Source organism: Cryptocyanus atlanticus LEGE 06306, assembly GCF_056633155.1.
Genome location: NZ_JBSJOZ010000005.1, coordinates 94,999 through 110,864, shown reverse-complemented (window position 1 = coordinate 110,864; position 15,866 = coordinate 94,999). Strand labels below are relative to the sequence as shown.

Annotated in this window: 18 protein-coding genes; 13 read left to right on the top strand and 5 right to left on the bottom strand. The window is 70.1% G+C overall.

All coding sequences use genetic code 11. The features are described 5' to 3' along the window. Nucleotides 1–60 precede the first annotated feature (60 nt). The 13 genes from ACWJI7_RS07435 (at nt 61) to ACWJI7_RS07375 (ending at nt 9,788) form a co-directional block, all read left to right on the top strand. Entirely contained in the window at nt 61–1,296 is a 1,236-nt protein-coding gene (locus ACWJI7_RS07435; RefSeq protein ID WP_479936680.1) for a class I SAM-dependent methyltransferase, read from the top strand. Nucleotides 1,297–1,421: 125 nt separating this feature from the next. Then, nucleotides 1,422–1,925 carry an ATP synthase subunit I gene (locus ACWJI7_RS07430; RefSeq protein WP_479936678.1) on the top strand — a complete coding sequence of 168 codons (504 nt, stop codon included), beginning with the start codon at nt 1,422–1,424 and terminating at the stop codon, nt 1,923–1,925. 64 nt (nt 1,926–1,989) lie between these two features. Further along, the gene (gene atpB / locus ACWJI7_RS07425) at nt 1,990–2,718 is read left to right on the top strand and encodes a F0F1 ATP synthase subunit A (protein WP_479936677.1); all 729 of its coding nucleotides are present in this window, start codon (nt 1,990–1,992) and stop codon (nt 2,716–2,718) included. A gap of 153 nt (nt 2,719–2,871) precedes the next feature. After that, nucleotides 2,872–3,120 carry an ATP synthase F0 subunit C gene (gene atpE, locus ACWJI7_RS07420; RefSeq protein WP_479936675.1) on the top strand — a complete coding sequence of 83 codons (249 nt, stop codon included), beginning with the start codon at nt 2,872–2,874 and terminating at the stop codon, nt 3,118–3,120. A 160-nt stretch (nt 3,121–3,280) separates the two neighbouring features. Further along, complete coding sequence (locus ACWJI7_RS07415; RefSeq protein ID WP_479936915.1) at nt 3,281–3,748, top strand: F0F1 ATP synthase subunit B'; 468 nt, start codon at nt 3,281–3,283, stop codon at nt 3,746–3,748. Next, the gene (locus tag ACWJI7_RS07410; protein ID WP_479936673.1) at nt 3,745–4,272 is read left to right on the top strand and encodes a F0F1 ATP synthase subunit B; all 528 of its coding nucleotides are present in this window, start codon (nt 3,745–3,747) and stop codon (nt 4,270–4,272) included. Before ACWJI7_RS07415 ends, ACWJI7_RS07410 begins: the two co-directional genes overlap by 4 nt. Continuing rightward, nucleotides 4,272–4,820, top strand: coding sequence for an ATP synthase F1 subunit delta (gene atpH / locus ACWJI7_RS07405; RefSeq protein ID WP_479936671.1), 549 nt, complete (start codon nt 4,272–4,274; stop codon nt 4,818–4,820). The genes ACWJI7_RS07410 and atpH overlap by 1 nt, the downstream gene beginning before the upstream one ends. A gap of 71 nt (nt 4,821–4,891) precedes the next feature. Beyond that, the gene (gene atpA, locus ACWJI7_RS07400) at nt 4,892–6,409 is read left to right on the top strand and encodes a F0F1 ATP synthase subunit alpha (protein ID WP_479936669.1); all 1,518 of its coding nucleotides are present in this window, start codon (nt 4,892–4,894) and stop codon (nt 6,407–6,409) included. A 12-nt stretch (nt 6,410–6,421) separates the two neighbouring features. Then, nucleotides 6,422–7,375, top strand: coding sequence for a F0F1 ATP synthase subunit gamma (locus ACWJI7_RS07395; protein ID WP_479936667.1), 954 nt, complete (start codon nt 6,422–6,424; stop codon nt 7,373–7,375). Nucleotides 7,376–7,381: 6 nt separating this feature from the next. Then, a complete protein-coding gene (locus ACWJI7_RS07390; RefSeq protein WP_479936666.1) occupies nt 7,382–8,137 on the top strand; it encodes a TIGR02466 family protein in 756 nt (251 codons plus the stop codon). 37 nt (nt 8,138–8,174) lie between these two features. Next, nucleotides 8,175–8,498: a 2Fe-2S iron-sulfur cluster-binding protein gene (locus tag ACWJI7_RS07385; protein ID WP_479936664.1), complete on the top strand. Its 324-nt coding sequence runs from the start codon at nt 8,175–8,177 to the stop codon at nt 8,496–8,498. 8 nt (nt 8,499–8,506) lie between these two features. After that, entirely contained in the window at nt 8,507–8,707 is a 201-nt protein-coding gene (locus tag ACWJI7_RS07380) for a hypothetical protein (protein ID WP_479936662.1), read from the top strand. 28 nt (nt 8,708–8,735) lie between these two features. Beyond that, nucleotides 8,736–9,788, top strand: coding sequence for a DUF3326 domain-containing protein (locus tag ACWJI7_RS07375; RefSeq protein ID WP_479936660.1), 1,053 nt, complete (start codon nt 8,736–8,738; stop codon nt 9,786–9,788). Between the two features lie 46 nt (nt 9,789–9,834). Here ACWJI7_RS07375 and ald read toward each other — a convergent pair whose 3' ends face one another. The 5 genes from ald to ACWJI7_RS07350 form a co-directional block, all read right to left on the bottom strand. Beyond that, nucleotides 9,835–10,974, bottom strand: a complete 1,140-nt coding sequence (ald, locus tag ACWJI7_RS07370) for an alanine dehydrogenase (RefSeq protein WP_479936658.1) — start codon at nt 10,972–10,974, stop codon at nt 9,835–9,837. A gap of 101 nt (nt 10,975–11,075) precedes the next feature. Then, nucleotides 11,076–12,845, bottom strand: coding sequence for an NAD+ synthase (locus tag ACWJI7_RS07365; RefSeq protein WP_479936656.1), 1,770 nt, complete (start codon nt 12,843–12,845; stop codon nt 11,076–11,078). Beyond that, nucleotides 12,845–13,459, bottom strand: a complete 615-nt coding sequence (locus ACWJI7_RS07360; protein WP_479936654.1) for a nicotinate-nucleotide adenylyltransferase — start codon at nt 13,457–13,459, stop codon at nt 12,845–12,847. The genes ACWJI7_RS07365 and ACWJI7_RS07360 overlap by 1 nt, the downstream gene beginning before the upstream one ends. Beyond that, nucleotides 13,456–14,814 (bottom strand): GTP-binding protein, encoded by a 1,359-nt coding sequence (locus tag ACWJI7_RS07355; protein ID WP_479936652.1) that lies wholly within the window; start codon nt 14,812–14,814, stop codon nt 13,456–13,458. Before ACWJI7_RS07355 ends, ACWJI7_RS07360 begins: the two co-directional genes overlap by 4 nt. Continuing rightward, nucleotides 14,811–15,824, bottom strand: coding sequence for a CNNM domain-containing protein (locus tag ACWJI7_RS07350; RefSeq protein WP_479936650.1), 1,014 nt, complete (start codon nt 15,822–15,824; stop codon nt 14,811–14,813). Before ACWJI7_RS07350 ends, ACWJI7_RS07355 begins: the two co-directional genes overlap by 4 nt. Between the last annotated feature and the right edge of the window lie 42 nt (nt 15,825–15,866).

Genomic DNA, 15,866 nt, shown 5'->3' with positions numbered 1-15,866 from the left:
CGCTCCCCGCGGAGGGCCGTCCATGAAAAGCTCCCCACCAGAGAACGGCGAATCCCTCCCATGCGTCCAGGCCCTGCAGATGCCGCCACACCGGTGGTGAGCGCCTTCTACGACCGTTTCCCGTACCCCGGGGACCCTCTCCAGGACGGACCACCCCCCGGGTACAACTGGCGCTGGTGCCATGCCTGCGTCACCAGCGCCTGCACCGGCCGCCTTCCCCCCGCCGGGCGGCCTCCCCGGATCCTCGACGCCGGCTGCGGCACGGGTGTGAGCACCGACTACCTCGCCCACCTCAACCCGGGGGCCGAGCTGCTGGCGGTGGACATCAGCCCGGGGGCCCTGGCCCAGGCCCGCGAACGCCTGCGCCGCTCCGGAGCGCTCGAGCGGTGCCCATCCCTGCGGATCGAGCAGCGCAGCCTCCTGGAGCTGGCCGGGGAAGGCCCCTTCGATCTGATCAATTCAGTCGGGGTGCTCCACCACCTGCGTGAACCTGAGGCCGGCCTGGCCGCCCTCGCCGAGCGGCTCAGGCCCGGCGGGTTGCTGCACCTCTTTCTGTACGCCGACGGCGGGCGCTGGGAGATCCACCGGGTCCAGGCGGCGCTCCAGCGGCTCCAGGTGGGGGGGGATGCCGGGGGGCTGAGCCTGGGTCGCGGGCTGCTGGCCACGCTTCCGGCAGGCAACAGGCTCCGGCGACACCACGAGGAGCGCTGGTCCCTGGACACCGCCTCGGACGCCAATTTCGCCGACATGTATCTGCATCCCCAGGAAACGAGCTACGACCTGGACCGGCTGTTCCGCTTCGTGGCGAGCGCCGATCTGGAGTTCGCCGGTTTCTCCAATCCCCAGGTGTGGGATCCGGCCCGGCTGCTGCAGGGGGAGTTGCTGGAGCGGGCGCGGAGGCTGCCCGAACGCGAGCAGTGGGCCCTGGTCGAGTCCCTGGACCCGGACATCAGCCACTTCGAGTTCTTCCTCAGCCGGGGCCCCCTCACGCCCTGCCGCTGGGAGGACGACGACGCCCTGCTGGCCGCCCGAGGGCGGCGCAACCCCTGCCTGTGGGGCTGGCCGGGGACCAGCCTTCTCGATCCGGACTTCCGACCCATCGACCTCGAACCCGAGGGCCTGCGGCTGCTGCAGGCCCTCGAGGAGGCCGGGCCGGCGACGGCCCTTGGGGCCCTGCCCCTGGGGGCCTCGGCGACCGACCGACTGCGGGTGGCCCGGGATCTCTGGCGGCGGCGGCTGCTGCTGCTGGAACCAGCTGCAGAGCCGGTTCTGGGGATGGAGCGGCCAGCCATGTAACGGGTTTGTGATAGATTCCGCGCGCCTTTTCCAACCCGCTGGCGCACTTGCAGGCCCCACCCGTCTCAGGTCCATCAGCATCCGATCGCTCCGTCGATCCGGGCGCTGCCGTCGGGCTGGATTCGGTGGATCCCATCGTGCCGGCCCCGTTGCCAGGCACGCCAGAGTTCACCCCCGATCTGAGGGCGTCCCTGCTCAGGAGCCTGGCTGGACGGGCCACACCCGTTCCGGTGCTCCTCCAGCCAGCGGCGGAGGCCGAACCCACGCCGAGCCCGACCGCTCCGGGCAACGGCATGGAGGAGTACGCCCGTCTCCAGCGCCGTCTGCTGCTCTCGACCTTGATCGTCTCCGCCGTCGCGGTCCCGGCCGCGGCCCTGCTGTTCGATCGGACCGCGGCCCTCAGTGTGGCGGTGGGTGCCGGCGGCGGTCTGCTCTACCTGCGGCTCCTGGCTCGCAGCGTGGCCCGCATCGGCGCCGGCTCCCGCCAGGTGGGCAAGTCCCAGCTCCTGGTCCCGGTGGTGCTGGTGCTGGCGGCGGCCCGGCTGCCCGCCCTGGAGATCGTTCCGGTTCTGGTGGGCTTCCTGCTCTACAAACCGGCCCTGCTGATGCAGGCCTTCGTCCAGCCCTGACAGCCGCTTCACTCCGGCCGTCCTGTTCCCATCCGTCGCGTCAGCGGCACCTCCGTACCTTCCGATGGTTCCGTTGCCTTTCCTTCTCCCCTTCGCCGAACTGGAGGTGGGTCAGCACCTCTACTGGCAGATCGGCGGCCTCAAGATCCACGGCCAGGTCTTCCTGAGCTCCTGGGTCGTGATCGGCGCCCTGCTGGCCCTCGTCGTGGCCGGCACCCGTCAGCTGGGGCGTGATCCCCGCGGCGTCCAGAACCTCCTGGAATTCCTCTGGGCCTACATCCGCGATCTGGCCCGCGAGCAGATCGGAGAAAAAGCCTACCGAGACTGGCTTCCGTTCATCGGCACCCTCTTTCTGTTCATCTTTGTGAGCAACTGGGGTGGAGCCCTGATTCCCTGGAAACTGATTCACCTGCCGAGTGGGGAACTCGGTGCCCCCACAGCGGACATCAACACCACGATCGCCCTGGCCCTGCTGGTGTCGCTGGCCTATTTCTATGCCGGCCTCAGCCGAAAGGGATTCCGGTACTTTGAGTACTACGTGGAGCCCACGCCGATCATGCTCCCCTTCAAGATCGTCGAGGATTTCACCAAGCCCCTTTCCCTCTCCTTCCGTCTCTTCGGCAACATCCTGGCCGACGAACTGGTGGTGGCCGTGCTCGCCTTCCTGGTTCCCCTGCTGGTGCCCCTGCCGGCCATGTTCCTGGGGCTCTTCACCAGCGCCATCCAGGCCCTGATCTTCGCCACTCTGGCCGCCTACTACATCGGAGAGGCGGTCCACGAGGAGGCCCACTGACCGGGACAGCCCGGCCCCAGTGGGCCGGGCTGTCCATCTGCTAAATCTCCTGCGCGCAGGTCCGGCTCGATCCGGGCCCATCTCCTTTCCGAGATGTCCCAGGCGTCAGCTTCATTCCGCGCTCTCCGGCGCCCCCCATCGTCACCTTCCACCATGGATTCCCTTATTCCCGCCGCGTCTGTTGTGGCTGCCGGTCTGGCTGTCGGCCTCGGGGCCATCGGCCCCGGCATCGGCCAGGGCACCGCTGCCGGCGGAGCTGTCGAAGGCATCGCCCGCCAGCCTGAAGCCGAAGGAAAGATCCGCGGCACCCTGCTGCTCTCGCTGGCCTTCATGGAAGCTCTCACCATCTACGGCCTGGTCGTGGCCCTGGTGCTGCTGTTCGCCAACCCCTTCGCCAGTTGATCGCCCTGGCGACGGAGCGGGGCAGCGGGCCGCAACTGCGGACCCCGAATTCCCGCTCCGTTGCCGGGCTGAGCCCCGTCAGTCCAGCTCCGAGTCCCCCGGCCCTGCCCGCTGATCGCCGGCGGTGCCACCCCGACCCTTCCAGCGCTCCCGCCCCATGATCAGCTGGCTACCGCTTGCCGCAGCAGGTGCTCCGGAGGGAGGTCTGTTCGACCTCGATGCCACCCTGCCTCTCATGGCAGTGCAGGTGGTGCTCCTCACCTTCGTCCTCAACACCCTGTTCTTCCGCCCGGTCGGACGGACCGTGGAAGAGCGTGAGAGCTACATCAGCACCAGCCGCGCTGAAGCCAAACAGAAACTGGCCCAGGCCCAGCGCCTGGAGGCCGACCTGCGCCAGCAGCTCCGGGAGGCACGTCAGAAGTCCCAGTCGCTGATCCTCGAGGCCGAGCAGGAAATGGATCGCCTCTACCGCAGCGCGCTGGCCACCGCCCAGGCCGAGGCCAACAGCAGCCGCGAAACGGCACGGCGAGACATCGACCTGAAGCGCAGGACGGCCGAGGAAGTGCTCGAGCGCGATGCCGACCAACTCGGAACCCTGATCATCACCCGTCTGCTGGCAGCCCAATGATCCCGTCTCCCCTCCCGCTCGCCAGCCTGCCCCCCGCGGCCATCGGGCTCAACCTCGACCTGTTCGAAACCAACATCATCAACCTGGCGATCGTCATCGCGGCGCTGGTCTGGTTCCTGCCCAAGGTGCTCGGCGGCATCCTCGAGAAACGACGCGAGGCCATCCTCTCCGACCTCCAGGATGCGGAAGCGCGGCTGCAGGAAGCCACCCTGGCCCTCTCGACGGCCCAGCAGGAGCTCACCGAGGCCCAGAAAAAGGCCGATCAGATCCGCGTGGATGGCAAGGCCAGGGCCGATGCGCTGCGCCTCGAGAGCGAACGCCGCACCGTCGATGAGATGGCCCGCCTGCAGCAGGGGGCCGTGGCCGATCTGCAGTCGGAAGCGGATCGGGTCAGTGACCTGCTCCGGCGCCAGACGGCACGTCTGGCCGTGGAGAAGGCCCTGGCTGAGCTGCCTGGCAAGCTGGATGAAGGCGCCCAGGCCAGGCTCATCGATCAATCCATCCGCAGCCTCGGTCAAGCCTGATGCCGCTCCTCACCTCCATTTCCACCCCCTACGCCGAGGCCCTGCTCCAGGTGGCCGAAGAACGGCAGGAAACCGAGCTGGTGGCCCAGCAGGCCCGCCAGGTGCTGGCCCTCTGGCACTCCTCGGCGGATCTGCGCCAAGCCTTCACCTCTCCCGTGCTGGAGCCTGAGGCCAAGAAAAAAGCCCTGATCCACCTCTTCAGCGACGAGCTGACGCCCTCCTTCCTGACCCTGCTGAAACTCCTGGCCGATCGCCAGCGCATCGCCGTGCTTGATGCGGTGCTGGATCGCTTCCTGGTGCTGTACCGCGAACAGCGGGGGATCGCCCTGGCCAAGGTCACCTCGGCCACCCCGCTCAGCGAAGCGCAGCAGCAGGCCCTCCAGACCCAAGTGCAGGCCGTGGCCGGCACCGGGAATGTGGAATTCGATCTCCACATCGATCCCAGCCTGATCGGCGGCTTCGTCGTCAGCGTCGGCTCCCAGGTGATCGACGCCAGCCTGGCGGGCCAGGTGCGGCGCCTCGGCCTGGCGCTGGCCAAGGCGGGCTAGCTCCAACTCCCCCGTTCCCACCCTCCCACCGTCTCTCCTTCCATCGCCTCCCCCTCCGGGGATCTCCACCCATGGTTTCCATCCGACCCGACGAGATCAGCGCCATCCTCAAGCAGCAGATCGAGGACTACGACAAATCCATTTCGGTCAGCAACGTCGGAACCGTGTTGTCCGTGGGGGATGGCATCGCCCGCATCTACGGCCTGCAGCAGGTGATGTCCGGTGAGCTCGTGCAGTTCGAGGATGGCAGCGAAGGCATCGCCCTCAACCTCGAGGACGACAACGTTGGCGCCGTGCTCCTCGCCGAGGGTCTCGGCATTCAGGAGGGCAGCACGGTGAAGGCCACCGGCCGGATCGCCGAGGTGCCTGTGGGCGACGCCATGCTCGGCCGGGTGATCAACCCGCTGGGCCTGCCGATCGACGGCAAGGGGGAAATCGCCACGACGGAGACGCGGCTGATCGAATCGATGGCGCCGGGAATCATCCAGCGCAAGTCGGTGCATGAGCCCATGCAGACGGGCATCACGGCCATCGACGCCATGATTCCGATCGGACGGGGTCAGCGAGAACTGATCATCGGCGACCGGCAGACCGGCAAGACCGCCATCGCCATCGACACCATCCTCAACCAGAAGGGTGAGGACGTGGTCTGCGTCTACGTGGCCATCGGCCAGAAATCGGCCTCCGTGGCCAATGTGGTGGAAGTGCTGCGGGAGCGCGGCGCCCTCGACTACACCGTGGTGGTGGCCGCCAGCGCCTCGGAGCCGGCAGCCCTGCAGTACCTGGCTCCCTACACCGGCGCGGCCATCGCCGAGTCGTTCATGTACAAGGGCAAGGCCACCCTGGTGGTCTACGACGACCTCACGAAGCAGGCCCAGGCTTACCGCCAGATGTCCCTGCTGCTGCGCCGCCCGCCGGGGCGTGAGGCCTATCCCGGCGACGTGTTCTATTGCCACAGCCGCCTGCTGGAGCGGGCCGCCAAGCTCTCGGATGCGATGGGCAAGGGCAGCATGACCGCCCTGCCGATCATCGAGACCCAGGCCGGTGATGTGTCGGCCTACATCCCCACCAACGTGATCTCGATCACCGATGGTCAGGTGTTCCTCAGCTCCGACCTGTTCAACTCCGGTCTGCGCCCCGCCATCAACGTGGGCATTTCGGTGAGCCGGGTGGGCGGCGCCGCCCAGACGAAGGCGATCAAGAAGATCGCGGGCACGCTCAAGCTGGAGCTGGCCCAGTTCGATGAACTGGCGGCCTTCTCCCAGTTCGCCTCCGACCTCGATGCCGCCACCCAGCAGCAGCTCGGTCGAGGCAAGCGCCTCAGAGAACTGCTCAAGCAGCCCCAGTACAGCCCCCTGATCCTGGCGGAACAGGTGGCGGTCGTCTACGCGGGCGTCAAGGGCCTGATCGATGAGATCCCCGTGGATCAGGTGTCGGAATTCTGCCGGGAACTGCGGGACTACCTCAAGAGCCACCAGCCCGAGTACATCACCAAGGTGCAGAGCGAAAAAGTGCTCAGCGAGGAGGCCGAGGGACTGCTGAAGCAGGCCATCGGCGAAGTCAAATCCACCATGCTGGCCACCGCCTGAGGTTCTCCGTCCATGGCCAACCTCAAGGAAATCCGCGACCGGATCAGTTCGGTCAAGAACACCCGCAAGATCACCGAGGCCATGCGCCTGGTGGCGGCCGCCAAGGTGCGCCGTGCCCAGGAGCAGGTGCTCCGCGCACGGCCGTTCGCCGATCGTCTCACCCGGGTCCTGGAGAATCTCCAGTCCCGCATGCGCTTCGAGGATGTGGTGGATACCCCGCTGCTGGAGCAGGAGCGTCCGCTCCGGCACATCACCCTGGTCGCCGTCAGCGCTGACCGGGGGCTGTGCGGGGGCTACAACGCCAACATCATCAAGCGCACCGAACAGCGGTTCGCCGAACTCAAGGATCAGGGCTACGACCTTTCCCTCGTGCTGATCGGCCGCAAGGCCACGTCCTATTTCCAGAACCGGTCCTATCCGATCCTGGCCACCTTCACCGGGCTGGATCAGGTCCCCAATGCCGACGAGGCCCGCGGAATCGGCGACGAAATCCTGGCGGAATTCCTCTCGGGCTCCACCGACCGGGTCGAGATCATCTACACCAAGTTCGTGAACCTGGTGAGCAGCGCCCCTGTCTCCCAGACGCTGCTGCCGCTCGATCCCCAGGGCATCGCCAGCCCCGATGATGAGATTTTCCGTCTCACCACCCGGGAGGGCCGCCTGGCGGTGGAACGGGGCAGCGCGCCGAATCCCGAACCCGTTCTCCAATCGGACTTCGTCTTCGAGCAGAGCCCGGATCAGTTGCTCAACGCCCTGCTGCCGCTCTACCTGGAGAACCAGTTGCTGCGTTCACTCCAGGAGGCCGCGGCCAGCGAACTGGCCAGCCGGATGACGGCGATGAACAACGCCAGCGACAACGCCAAGGCCCTGGCCAAGAGCCTCACGCTCGATTACAACAAGGCCCGCCAGGCCGCCATCACCCAGGAGATCCTGGAAGTGGTGGGCGGCGCCACGGCGATGGCCTGATCTCCCGTGCTGATCCAGTCGCTGTTTCCCCTGGCCCTGGCCCGGATCCAGCTGCGACCGGATCCGCTCGATTCAGCCGGAATGCTCCACGACCTGCTCGCGATGCGCGGGCCGGCGCAGTCGAACCCCGACGAGGGCTGCGCCTGGACCGGCGATCTCCACGGGATCTGGCGGCTCCACACCCTGCCGGCGTTCGCCTGGCTCCGGGAGGCGGTCCGGAGAGCCGCGCTGGAGTACCTGGAGGCCATTGGCTTCGATCCTCAGCGGGTCAGCCTGCACCTGCAGCGCTGCTGGCCGGTGGTGAGCGAGCCGGGCCAGGTGGTGGGGCGCCATCACCACCCCAACGCCCACATCAGCGCCGTCTACTACGTCAATGGCGACGGCAGCGGCCGCAGCGGCTGTCTCCGCCTGTTCGCACCGCGGTCCTGCAATGAACTCGTGCCGGGGCTGGCCGTCGGCCACGGCGGACCGATCGCCACCGGCCATCCGCTCAACGCTCCCTGGGTGGATGTGGCACCCCAGGCTGGACTGCTGGTGCTCTTCCCCGCCGCCACCGACCACGCCGTCACCGCCAACCTGGACGCGGAGGACCGCAGGATCTCGATCAGCTTCGACCTCGTTCTCTCGGCTCCGGCCGACGCCGGGGCCGCCGGCCCTTCGCCCGAATATCTCGCCCCCCATCCCGACCAGTGGACACCACTGACCCTGACGGCACCGGTCCCATCCGGTACGACCCCACCGTCCGGGAAGATGGGATGGTGATCCATCTCCTGCCATGGGGCCCCGTCTGCAGCCGCCCATGAGTGACACCTTCCGCGTGACCGCCGAGCTGAATGGCACGACCCACAGCTTTCCCTGCCGAGCCGACCAGACCGTGCTCGCCGCCGCCGAGGCCGCGGGGATTGGCCTGCCGAGTTCCTGCTGCTCGGGCGTCTGCACCACCTGTGCGGCCCGGCTCAGCTCCGGCCGCGTGGACCAGTCCGATGCAATGGGGGTGAAGGCGGACCTCCAGGCCGAGGGCTACGCCCTGCTCTGCGTCTCCTATCCCCGCAGTGACCTCACCCTGCTGGCCGGCCAGGAGGACGCCCTCTACGAGGCCCAGTTCGGCCAGTTCCAGCGCTGAGCGACGCGATGCCCCCCCCCCCAGAGGCGGACCAGCTCGAGCCGATCGAGATCTGGCTCGAACTCGCCGCCGGCCCCCTGCTGCCCCAGCTTCGGGAGGCCCTGTGGGTGCGCGGGGAGCCACTCCGCTGGGCCATCACCGCGGCGGCGCCCCTTACTGGCGGTGGCCACCGGCTGCGGATCGAAGCGGTGCTGCTCCGCCGGCCATGAGGCCCCAGCCGCCGGACGACCGGGACCCGTGACCCCGCCCCTGCCCACCCTTCTGATCATCCCCACCGGGATCGGCTGCGCCATCGGAGGCTTTGCCGGCGATGGCCTGCCGGCCGCCAGACTCCTGGCCGCCGCCTCCGGCTGCCTGATCACCCATCCCAACGTGATGAACGGGGCCGCCCTCTACTGGAGCGATCCCCGGCTGCACTACGTGGAGGGGTGGGCCCTCAACCGCTTCGCCGCCGGCGAGCTGGCCCTGGCGCCGGTGACCGGCCGGCGGGTGGGGTTGCTGCTCGATGCCGCCATCGAACCGGAGCTGCGCCTGCGCCAGCTCCAGGCCGCGGAGGCCTGTCGAGCCAGCCTGGGCCTGAGCATCGGCCCCGTGGTGACCACCGACGTCCCCCTGGAGGTGAGCCTGACTCTGGGGAGCAGCGGGGCCAGCTGGGGGCGGCTGGGGCGTCCTGACGCACTGCTGCGGGCCGGGGAGCAGCTGAAACGGGAAGGGGCCACCGCCGTCGCGGTGGTGGCGCGCTTCCCGGAGGATCCCGGCAGCGCGGCCCTGGCGGCCTACCGGGGCGGCATCGGGGTGGATGGGCTGGCCGGAGCCGAGGCTGTGATCAGTCATCTGCTGGCCCGGCACCTGCGGCTGCCCTGCGCCCACGCACCGGCCCTGGCTCCCCTGCCTCCGGATCCGGACCTCGACCCGCGGGCCGCCGGGGAAGAGCTCGGCCACACCTTTCTGCCCTGCGTGCTGGTGGGACTCAGCCGGGCGCCGGATCTGATCGCTCGGTCGGACCTGGCGGCCTGGCGGGGGGGCGAGCTGATTCACCCGGAGCGGATCGGAGCGGTGGTGGCTCCGGCCGGAGCCCTGGGGGGAGAGGCGGTGCTGGCCTGCGTCGAGCGGGGAGTGCCCCTGATTGCGGTGGAGGGCAACCCTTGCGTGCTTGCGGTCACCGCAGCGGCCCTGGGCCTGCCGGCGCTGAAGGCCTCCAGCCATGCGGAAGCGGCCGGGCTGGTGCTGGCCCTGCGGCATGGCATCGCCCCCGAAGCCCTGGCCCGACCCCTGCCCCCCTTGCGCTGAGGCCCCAGGCGGCGCTGGCCGGGCGAGGGGGCCGGGAGGCGGTGGCTCAGCGCAGGCAGGCCATCGGATGGCGGGTGGGCATGCCCAGGGCCTTGGCCACGCCGGGGTGACACACGGCCCCGTCCACCGTGTTTAGGCCGGAGAGCAGTTCGGGGCGCTCGGTGACCGCCTCCACCAGCCCCCGGCCGGCGATACCGACGATGTAGGGCAGCGTGACGCTCACCAGGGCCTCGGTGGAGGTGAAGGGCACCGCCCCGGGCATGTTGCCCACGGCGTAGTGCTGGACACCGTGGATGGTGACCACGGGATCGGTATGGGTGGTCTCGCGGCTGGTGGCGATGCAGCCCCCCTGGTCGATCGCCACATCCACAATCACCGCCCCCGGCTTCATGCGCCGCACCAGATCCTCCTCCACCAGCGTCGGGGCGCGGCCGCCGGGGGTGAGGACGGCACCCACCAGCAGATCGGCCGACGGCACCAGCCGCTCGATCAGCCCCCGGCTGCTGACCAGGCTCACCATCCGGCCGCGACGATCGGATTCCAGGTTGCGCAGCCGCTGCGGAGTGTGATCGAGCAGAAACACCTCCGCGTCCATGGCGGCGGCCAGCCGGGCTGCATGCCAGCCCACGGTGCCGGCGCCGAGCACCACCACCCGGGCCGGCCGCACTCCGGTGCAGCCCCCCATCAGCACACCCCGTCCCCCGTGGGGCTTCTCCAGCAGATGGGCCCCCACCTGGGCCGCCAGCCGGCCGGCAATCTCGCTCATGGGGGCCAGCAGGGGCAGGTTGCCGTTGTCGAGCTGCACGGTTTCGTAGGCCACGCCGGTGGTGCCGGCCTCCAGCAGGGCTCGCCCCACCTCCGGATAGGCCGCCAGGTGCAGATAGGTGAACAGCACCTGATCGCCCCGCAGGAAGGGGAACTCCTCCAGCTGGGGTTCCTTCACCTTCACCACCAGGTGGGCTCCCCAGGCCTCCTCCCGGTCCACCAGCCGGGCGCCGGCCTCGGCATAGCTGTCATCACCCATGCCGGCTCCGCTGCCCGCGCCGGCTTCCACCCGTACCTCCAGGCCGTGGGAGACGAGCTCCCGGACCCCGTCGGGGCTGAGCGCCACACGCTGCTCATCCCGTTTGATCTCCCGCGGCACACCGATGCTTGCGATCGGTGCGGACGGGCCCATGGTTGCCATCCAACTCTGAAGCTCCCTCCAGGTTGGCGGGAGCGCCGGCCGAACGCCAGGTTTCGATGTGGAATCGGGAGTGATCCCCGTCACCGGGCGGTCCGGCTCGCTCAGCTGGGGCTGGCGGCGATCGGCATGCGCCAGCCCCCCCCGAAGGCCCGTCCGCTGACCTTCAGCGCCGGAGCCGCCTGACGCCGCTTGAATTCAGCCCGCCGCAGCAGGCCGTGAACCCGCTTGGTCAGGGCGGCATCGGCTCCGGCGGCGATCATCTCTTCGGGGCTGCGCAACTCCTCGATGAACGCCCTCAGGAGCGGGTCGAGCACGGCGTAGTCGGGCAGGGAATCGGAATCACGCTGATCGGGCCGCAGCTCGGCGCTGGGGGGTTTGCCCCGGATCGCAGCGCCGATCAAGGCGCCGGAGGCCGGCAGGGCGAAGGCCCTGCGGCAGGCGATGGCGGCAGTGGAATCGAGCCAGTCGCAGAGACGGAAGACCGTGCTCTTGTAGAGATCACCGATCACGGCCAGGCCGCCGTTCATGTCCCCGTAGAGGGTGCAGTAGCCCACCGCCAGCTCCGACTTGTTGCCGGTGGAGAGCAACAGCCGGCCCTGGGCATTGGCGAGCGCCATCAGCAGGGTGCCCCGGATCCGCGATTGCAGATTCTCGGCGGTGACCCCCCGGGCCCCGCCCCCGAGCGGACCCGCCAGCGCCTGATCGAAGGCCGCCATCAGCGGGGCGATCGGCACCAGCTCGTGGCTGAGGCCGAGACGATCGGCCAGTTCCAGGGCGTCCAGGCGGGATCCGTCCGAGCTGTAGGGGGAGGGCATCAGCAGGGCGTGCACCCGATCAGGGCCCAGGGCGGCCGCGGCCAGCACGGCCACCAGGGCCGAGTCGATTCCACCGCTGAGGCCCAGCAGGGCCCGCTGGAAGCCGCACTTGCCGGCGTAGTCGCGCACCCCCAGCACCAGCACCTTGAACAGCTGCTCAAGGGGGTCGGGATCGGCCAGCCGTGCCACGGCGGCCGGAGCGACGACCGGGGCCGGGGCAACCGGGGCGCCCGCCTGGATTGCGCCGGGGCGAGGCGGCAGGTCCCACACGACCAGGGCGGTCTCGGCGCAGGGAAGCTGGAGGCACCAGCGACCGGTGGCATCGATCACGAAACTGGCGCCGTCGAAGACGAGCTCGTCGTCACCGCCCACCTGGTTGACATAGACCACCGGGCAGCCCAGCCGAGCGGCTGCGGCGATGGCCAGCCGCCGCCGCAGCAGGGGCTTGCCCTGGACGAAGGGGGAGGCCGAGAGGTTGATCAGCAGATCGGGACGATCGGGGAGCAGCTCGGCGATCGGATCGGGGCCGAGCAGGCGGTGGCCCTGCAGGCTCTCCTCCACCCAGAGGTCCTCACAGATGGTGAGCCCCAGCCTCCAGGGCCGGCCTTCACGCTCCAGCTCCAGCAGGCAGGGGGCCTCGGCGGGCTGGAAGTAACGCCGTTCATCGAACACGTCGTAGCTGGGCAGCAGACGCTTGCGGGCCACAACTCGCCAGCGTCCCCCCTCCACCAGCGCGACGGCGTTGTGGAGCGCCGGCACCGCGGCCGTTCGGGCCATCGGTTCGGCCACACCCACCAGCAGGGCGAGGCCCTCGGCCCGATCGGCCGCCAACGCGTTCAGGTGGCTGGCGAGCGCGTCGAGCACCCGCTCCTGCTCCTGGAGCAGGGACGGGCGCAGCAGCAGATCCCGGGGGGGATAGCCCCAGAGCGAGAGCTCGGGGCTCAGCACCAGCGATGCGCCCTGCTCAGCCCCCTGGCGGCACTGCTCCAGCAACACCCGGGCGTTGCCGCGAAGATCCCCCACCAGCGGATTGATCTGGGCGAGGGCGAGACGCATCAGCGCGGCGGTCGGGGATGGGCCTGGCTGGAGCGCAGTCCGTAGAGATTGTGCTCCAGCAGCACCGGCCAGAGCTCCGGCGGCACCAGCTCCGGGTCGGGGTGACAGCGGATCGCGGAGCTGGCGGCGGCTGGAATCTGCAAGGGCAGCACCTCGACGCGCCCGCCCCGGTCGCGCAGCTCCTCCAGCTGCAGGGCCTCCAGGGGCCAGCCCAGCCGCGGCACCACCGCCAGCCGGCAGCGCCGCAGGATCTCATCGGAGCCGTACCAGCGCCGGATCTGGGGCAGCAGGTCGCTGCCCAGCACGAAGACCAGCTCCGCGCCCGGCCACCGCTGGGCCGCCCGTTCAAGCGTCTCGAGGCTGCGCGGACTGCTCAGGCTCTGATCGAGCCGCAGCTGGGGCAGATCGAGATGGTCGACCACCGCCTGCAGCAGGGCGGCCCGCACCGCCAGCGGAGCGCCGTGCCGTTTGAACGGATTGTCGCTGGCCCAGGTCCGCACCTGGGGGTAGCGGCGGGCCAGGGCTTCCAGGAGGGTCCGGTGGCCCTTGGTGGGGGGATCGGCGCTGGTGCCGAACAGGGCGACCTCGGCTGGGGCGACGCTGGCCTCACTCACGGCAGCAGGTTCCGGGACGCCGCCTCGCCCGCCTGGGCGACCCAGGGTTCGAGCCACTGCCCCGCCTGGGGATCCTGGCGGGCCAGTCGCCGCAGCAGGGCAGCGGGTCGGGCCCGGCCCCGCCGGGCACCCTCCAGCAGGGTGGCCGCCGCCAGACGGCCGGTGTGACGTGTGCTGTGGACCGCGAGGGCGGCCTGCGCCAGCGCCACCGGCGCCGCCGGCGCCAGCGAAAGGCCGGCGGTGGCCGGAGCCGCCAGCAGCAGCAGCTGACGGATCGCCCCGAGCAGCAGCTGGAGACCCAGCTGGGCGCCGCCGAGCAGGGCGTTCTGGCCGGAGAGACGGCTCAGCAGACGACGGGCCTGGGGACCGCTCATCGGCAGGCCATAGAGCTCACACAACCGCAGGACCAGCGCCGTGTCGCAGGCAAGCCCGCCGGCCAGATCGAGCAGGATCAGCGGATTGGCCGCCACGCCGGTGGCTTTGAGGGCGGCAAAGCGACCGATCAGGGTCTGGGCTTCGCGGCGGTTTCGCGCCAGCCGCCATTCCGAGAGGCGGCGGCCGAAGCGATCACCGGCCCGCAGGCTGCTCAGGGCCAGCAGCAGGGGTCCCTGCTGCTCCAGCAAGCTCAGCAGCCGGGTCCGCAGCGGCTCGATCTCCGCCGGCTGAACCAGGCTGCGCACCCGGCCATCGGGACGCAGCGCGGCCCGGCGCGGCGCTGCCGCCACCGCGATCAGCTCGAGCCGCCGCGCCGGAACCGACAGGCGGCGACGCAGGCTCTCCAGCAGACCCTCCCGTTCCTCGATCGGCCAGCCATCGATGCGGTTGAGCACGAGCAGCAGGGGAGTGCCGCGGTCGAGCAGCAGGTCGAGGGCCTCGGCCTCCGGGCTGGTGAGATCCCCGTCGAGCACGAACAGCACCAGATCGGCACCCAGGGCCAGCCGCGCCGCCAGCCGCTGCCGGGCCGGCGCCGCCACCTCGTCGATGCCGGGAGTGTCGATCAGCTCCACCCGGGCCAGGCCGTGCACGGGCGTGCTCCAGCGCTCCCGCTGCTGCCGCCGGGTGGAGCCGTGGGCCACGTCGGTGGCGAAACGTTCCTCGCCGAGGAGGGCATTGAGCAGGCTGGACTTGCCGACCCCCACCCGCCCGAAGACGGCGACCTGCAGGCAACGCTGACCCAGGCGCTCCAACTGGCGATCAAGGCCGGCCAGCTCCGGAGCCAGGCTGGCCCGCTCCCGGGCGCCGAGCACGAGCTCGGCGCGCCAGCGGGCCAGCAGCTCTTCGCTGCGCTCCAGGGCCCCCGGAGCGGGCCGGAGGGGGGCGGAGGGAGGCGTCGAGGGCACGCGGACTGCCGTCATGGGGGACCCTCTCCGGCGGGCTGAGGTCGCCGCCACCAGCCCGCCAGCACGGCCAGCACGGCGTCGGCACCGATCAGACCCACGAACGCGCCGAACTCATCGACCACCACCCGAACGGAATGGCTGCTGCGGCGAAAGGCGGTCAGCAGGCGGTCGGCCCGGATCATCTCCGGCACGAACTCCACGGGTTCGGTGAGATGGAGCGCCGTGTCCTCACCGCGACCCTCCACCAGCGCCACCAGCAGGGTTTCGCGGCTGGCCACCCCCAGCACCTCATCCACCTCTTCCCCCAGCACCACCCACCAGCCGGCGGCGTTGGTGAGCAGCTGATCGCGGACGCTGGCCAGGGGGGCATGGGCCGCGAGGGTGGGTGCCGCCACCCGCGGCACCATCAGATCCCGGGCGGTGAGATCGTTGAGCTGGAAGACCTTGCCGATCATGGCGGCCTCGTCGGCCTCGATCTGCCCGGTTCGGGACCCCAGCCGGGCCAGCAGGCGGATCTCCTCCTCGTCGGTGGTGAGTTCGCTCTCGGCCGTGATCGCCGGCATCAGCCGCTCGAGCAGCAGCACCAGGGGCAGCATCAGCCGCAACAGCAGGCTGACCGGGGCGGCGCTGGTGAGGGAGACGGGCAACGCCATCCGGCTGCCGATCGCCTTGGGCAGAATCTCCCCGAGCAGGATCACCAGCACGGTGAGGGCCACCGAGAACAGTGGCAGGGCGACCCGTTCGACCCCCAGCCGGGAGAATACCCAGCCGGAGTAGCTCCCCAGCATCAGGCTGCCGAAGATGTTGAAGCCGTTGTTGAGGATCACCAGCACGGCCAGGGCGCGGCCCATGCGGGTCTTCAGGGCCAGCAGCGCCTTGGCCCCGCGCACCCGGCGCGGGCGGTTCGCCAGCTCATGCACCCGCAACGGATTGACCGTGAGCAGGGCGGCCTCCACGCCGGAGCAGAGCGCCGATCCGATCAGAATCACCACCACCAGGGCCAGCAGACCCAGGAGTTCATTCATCGCCGCCGACCCGCGGGCGTTCGCGTCATGGGAACACGGTCA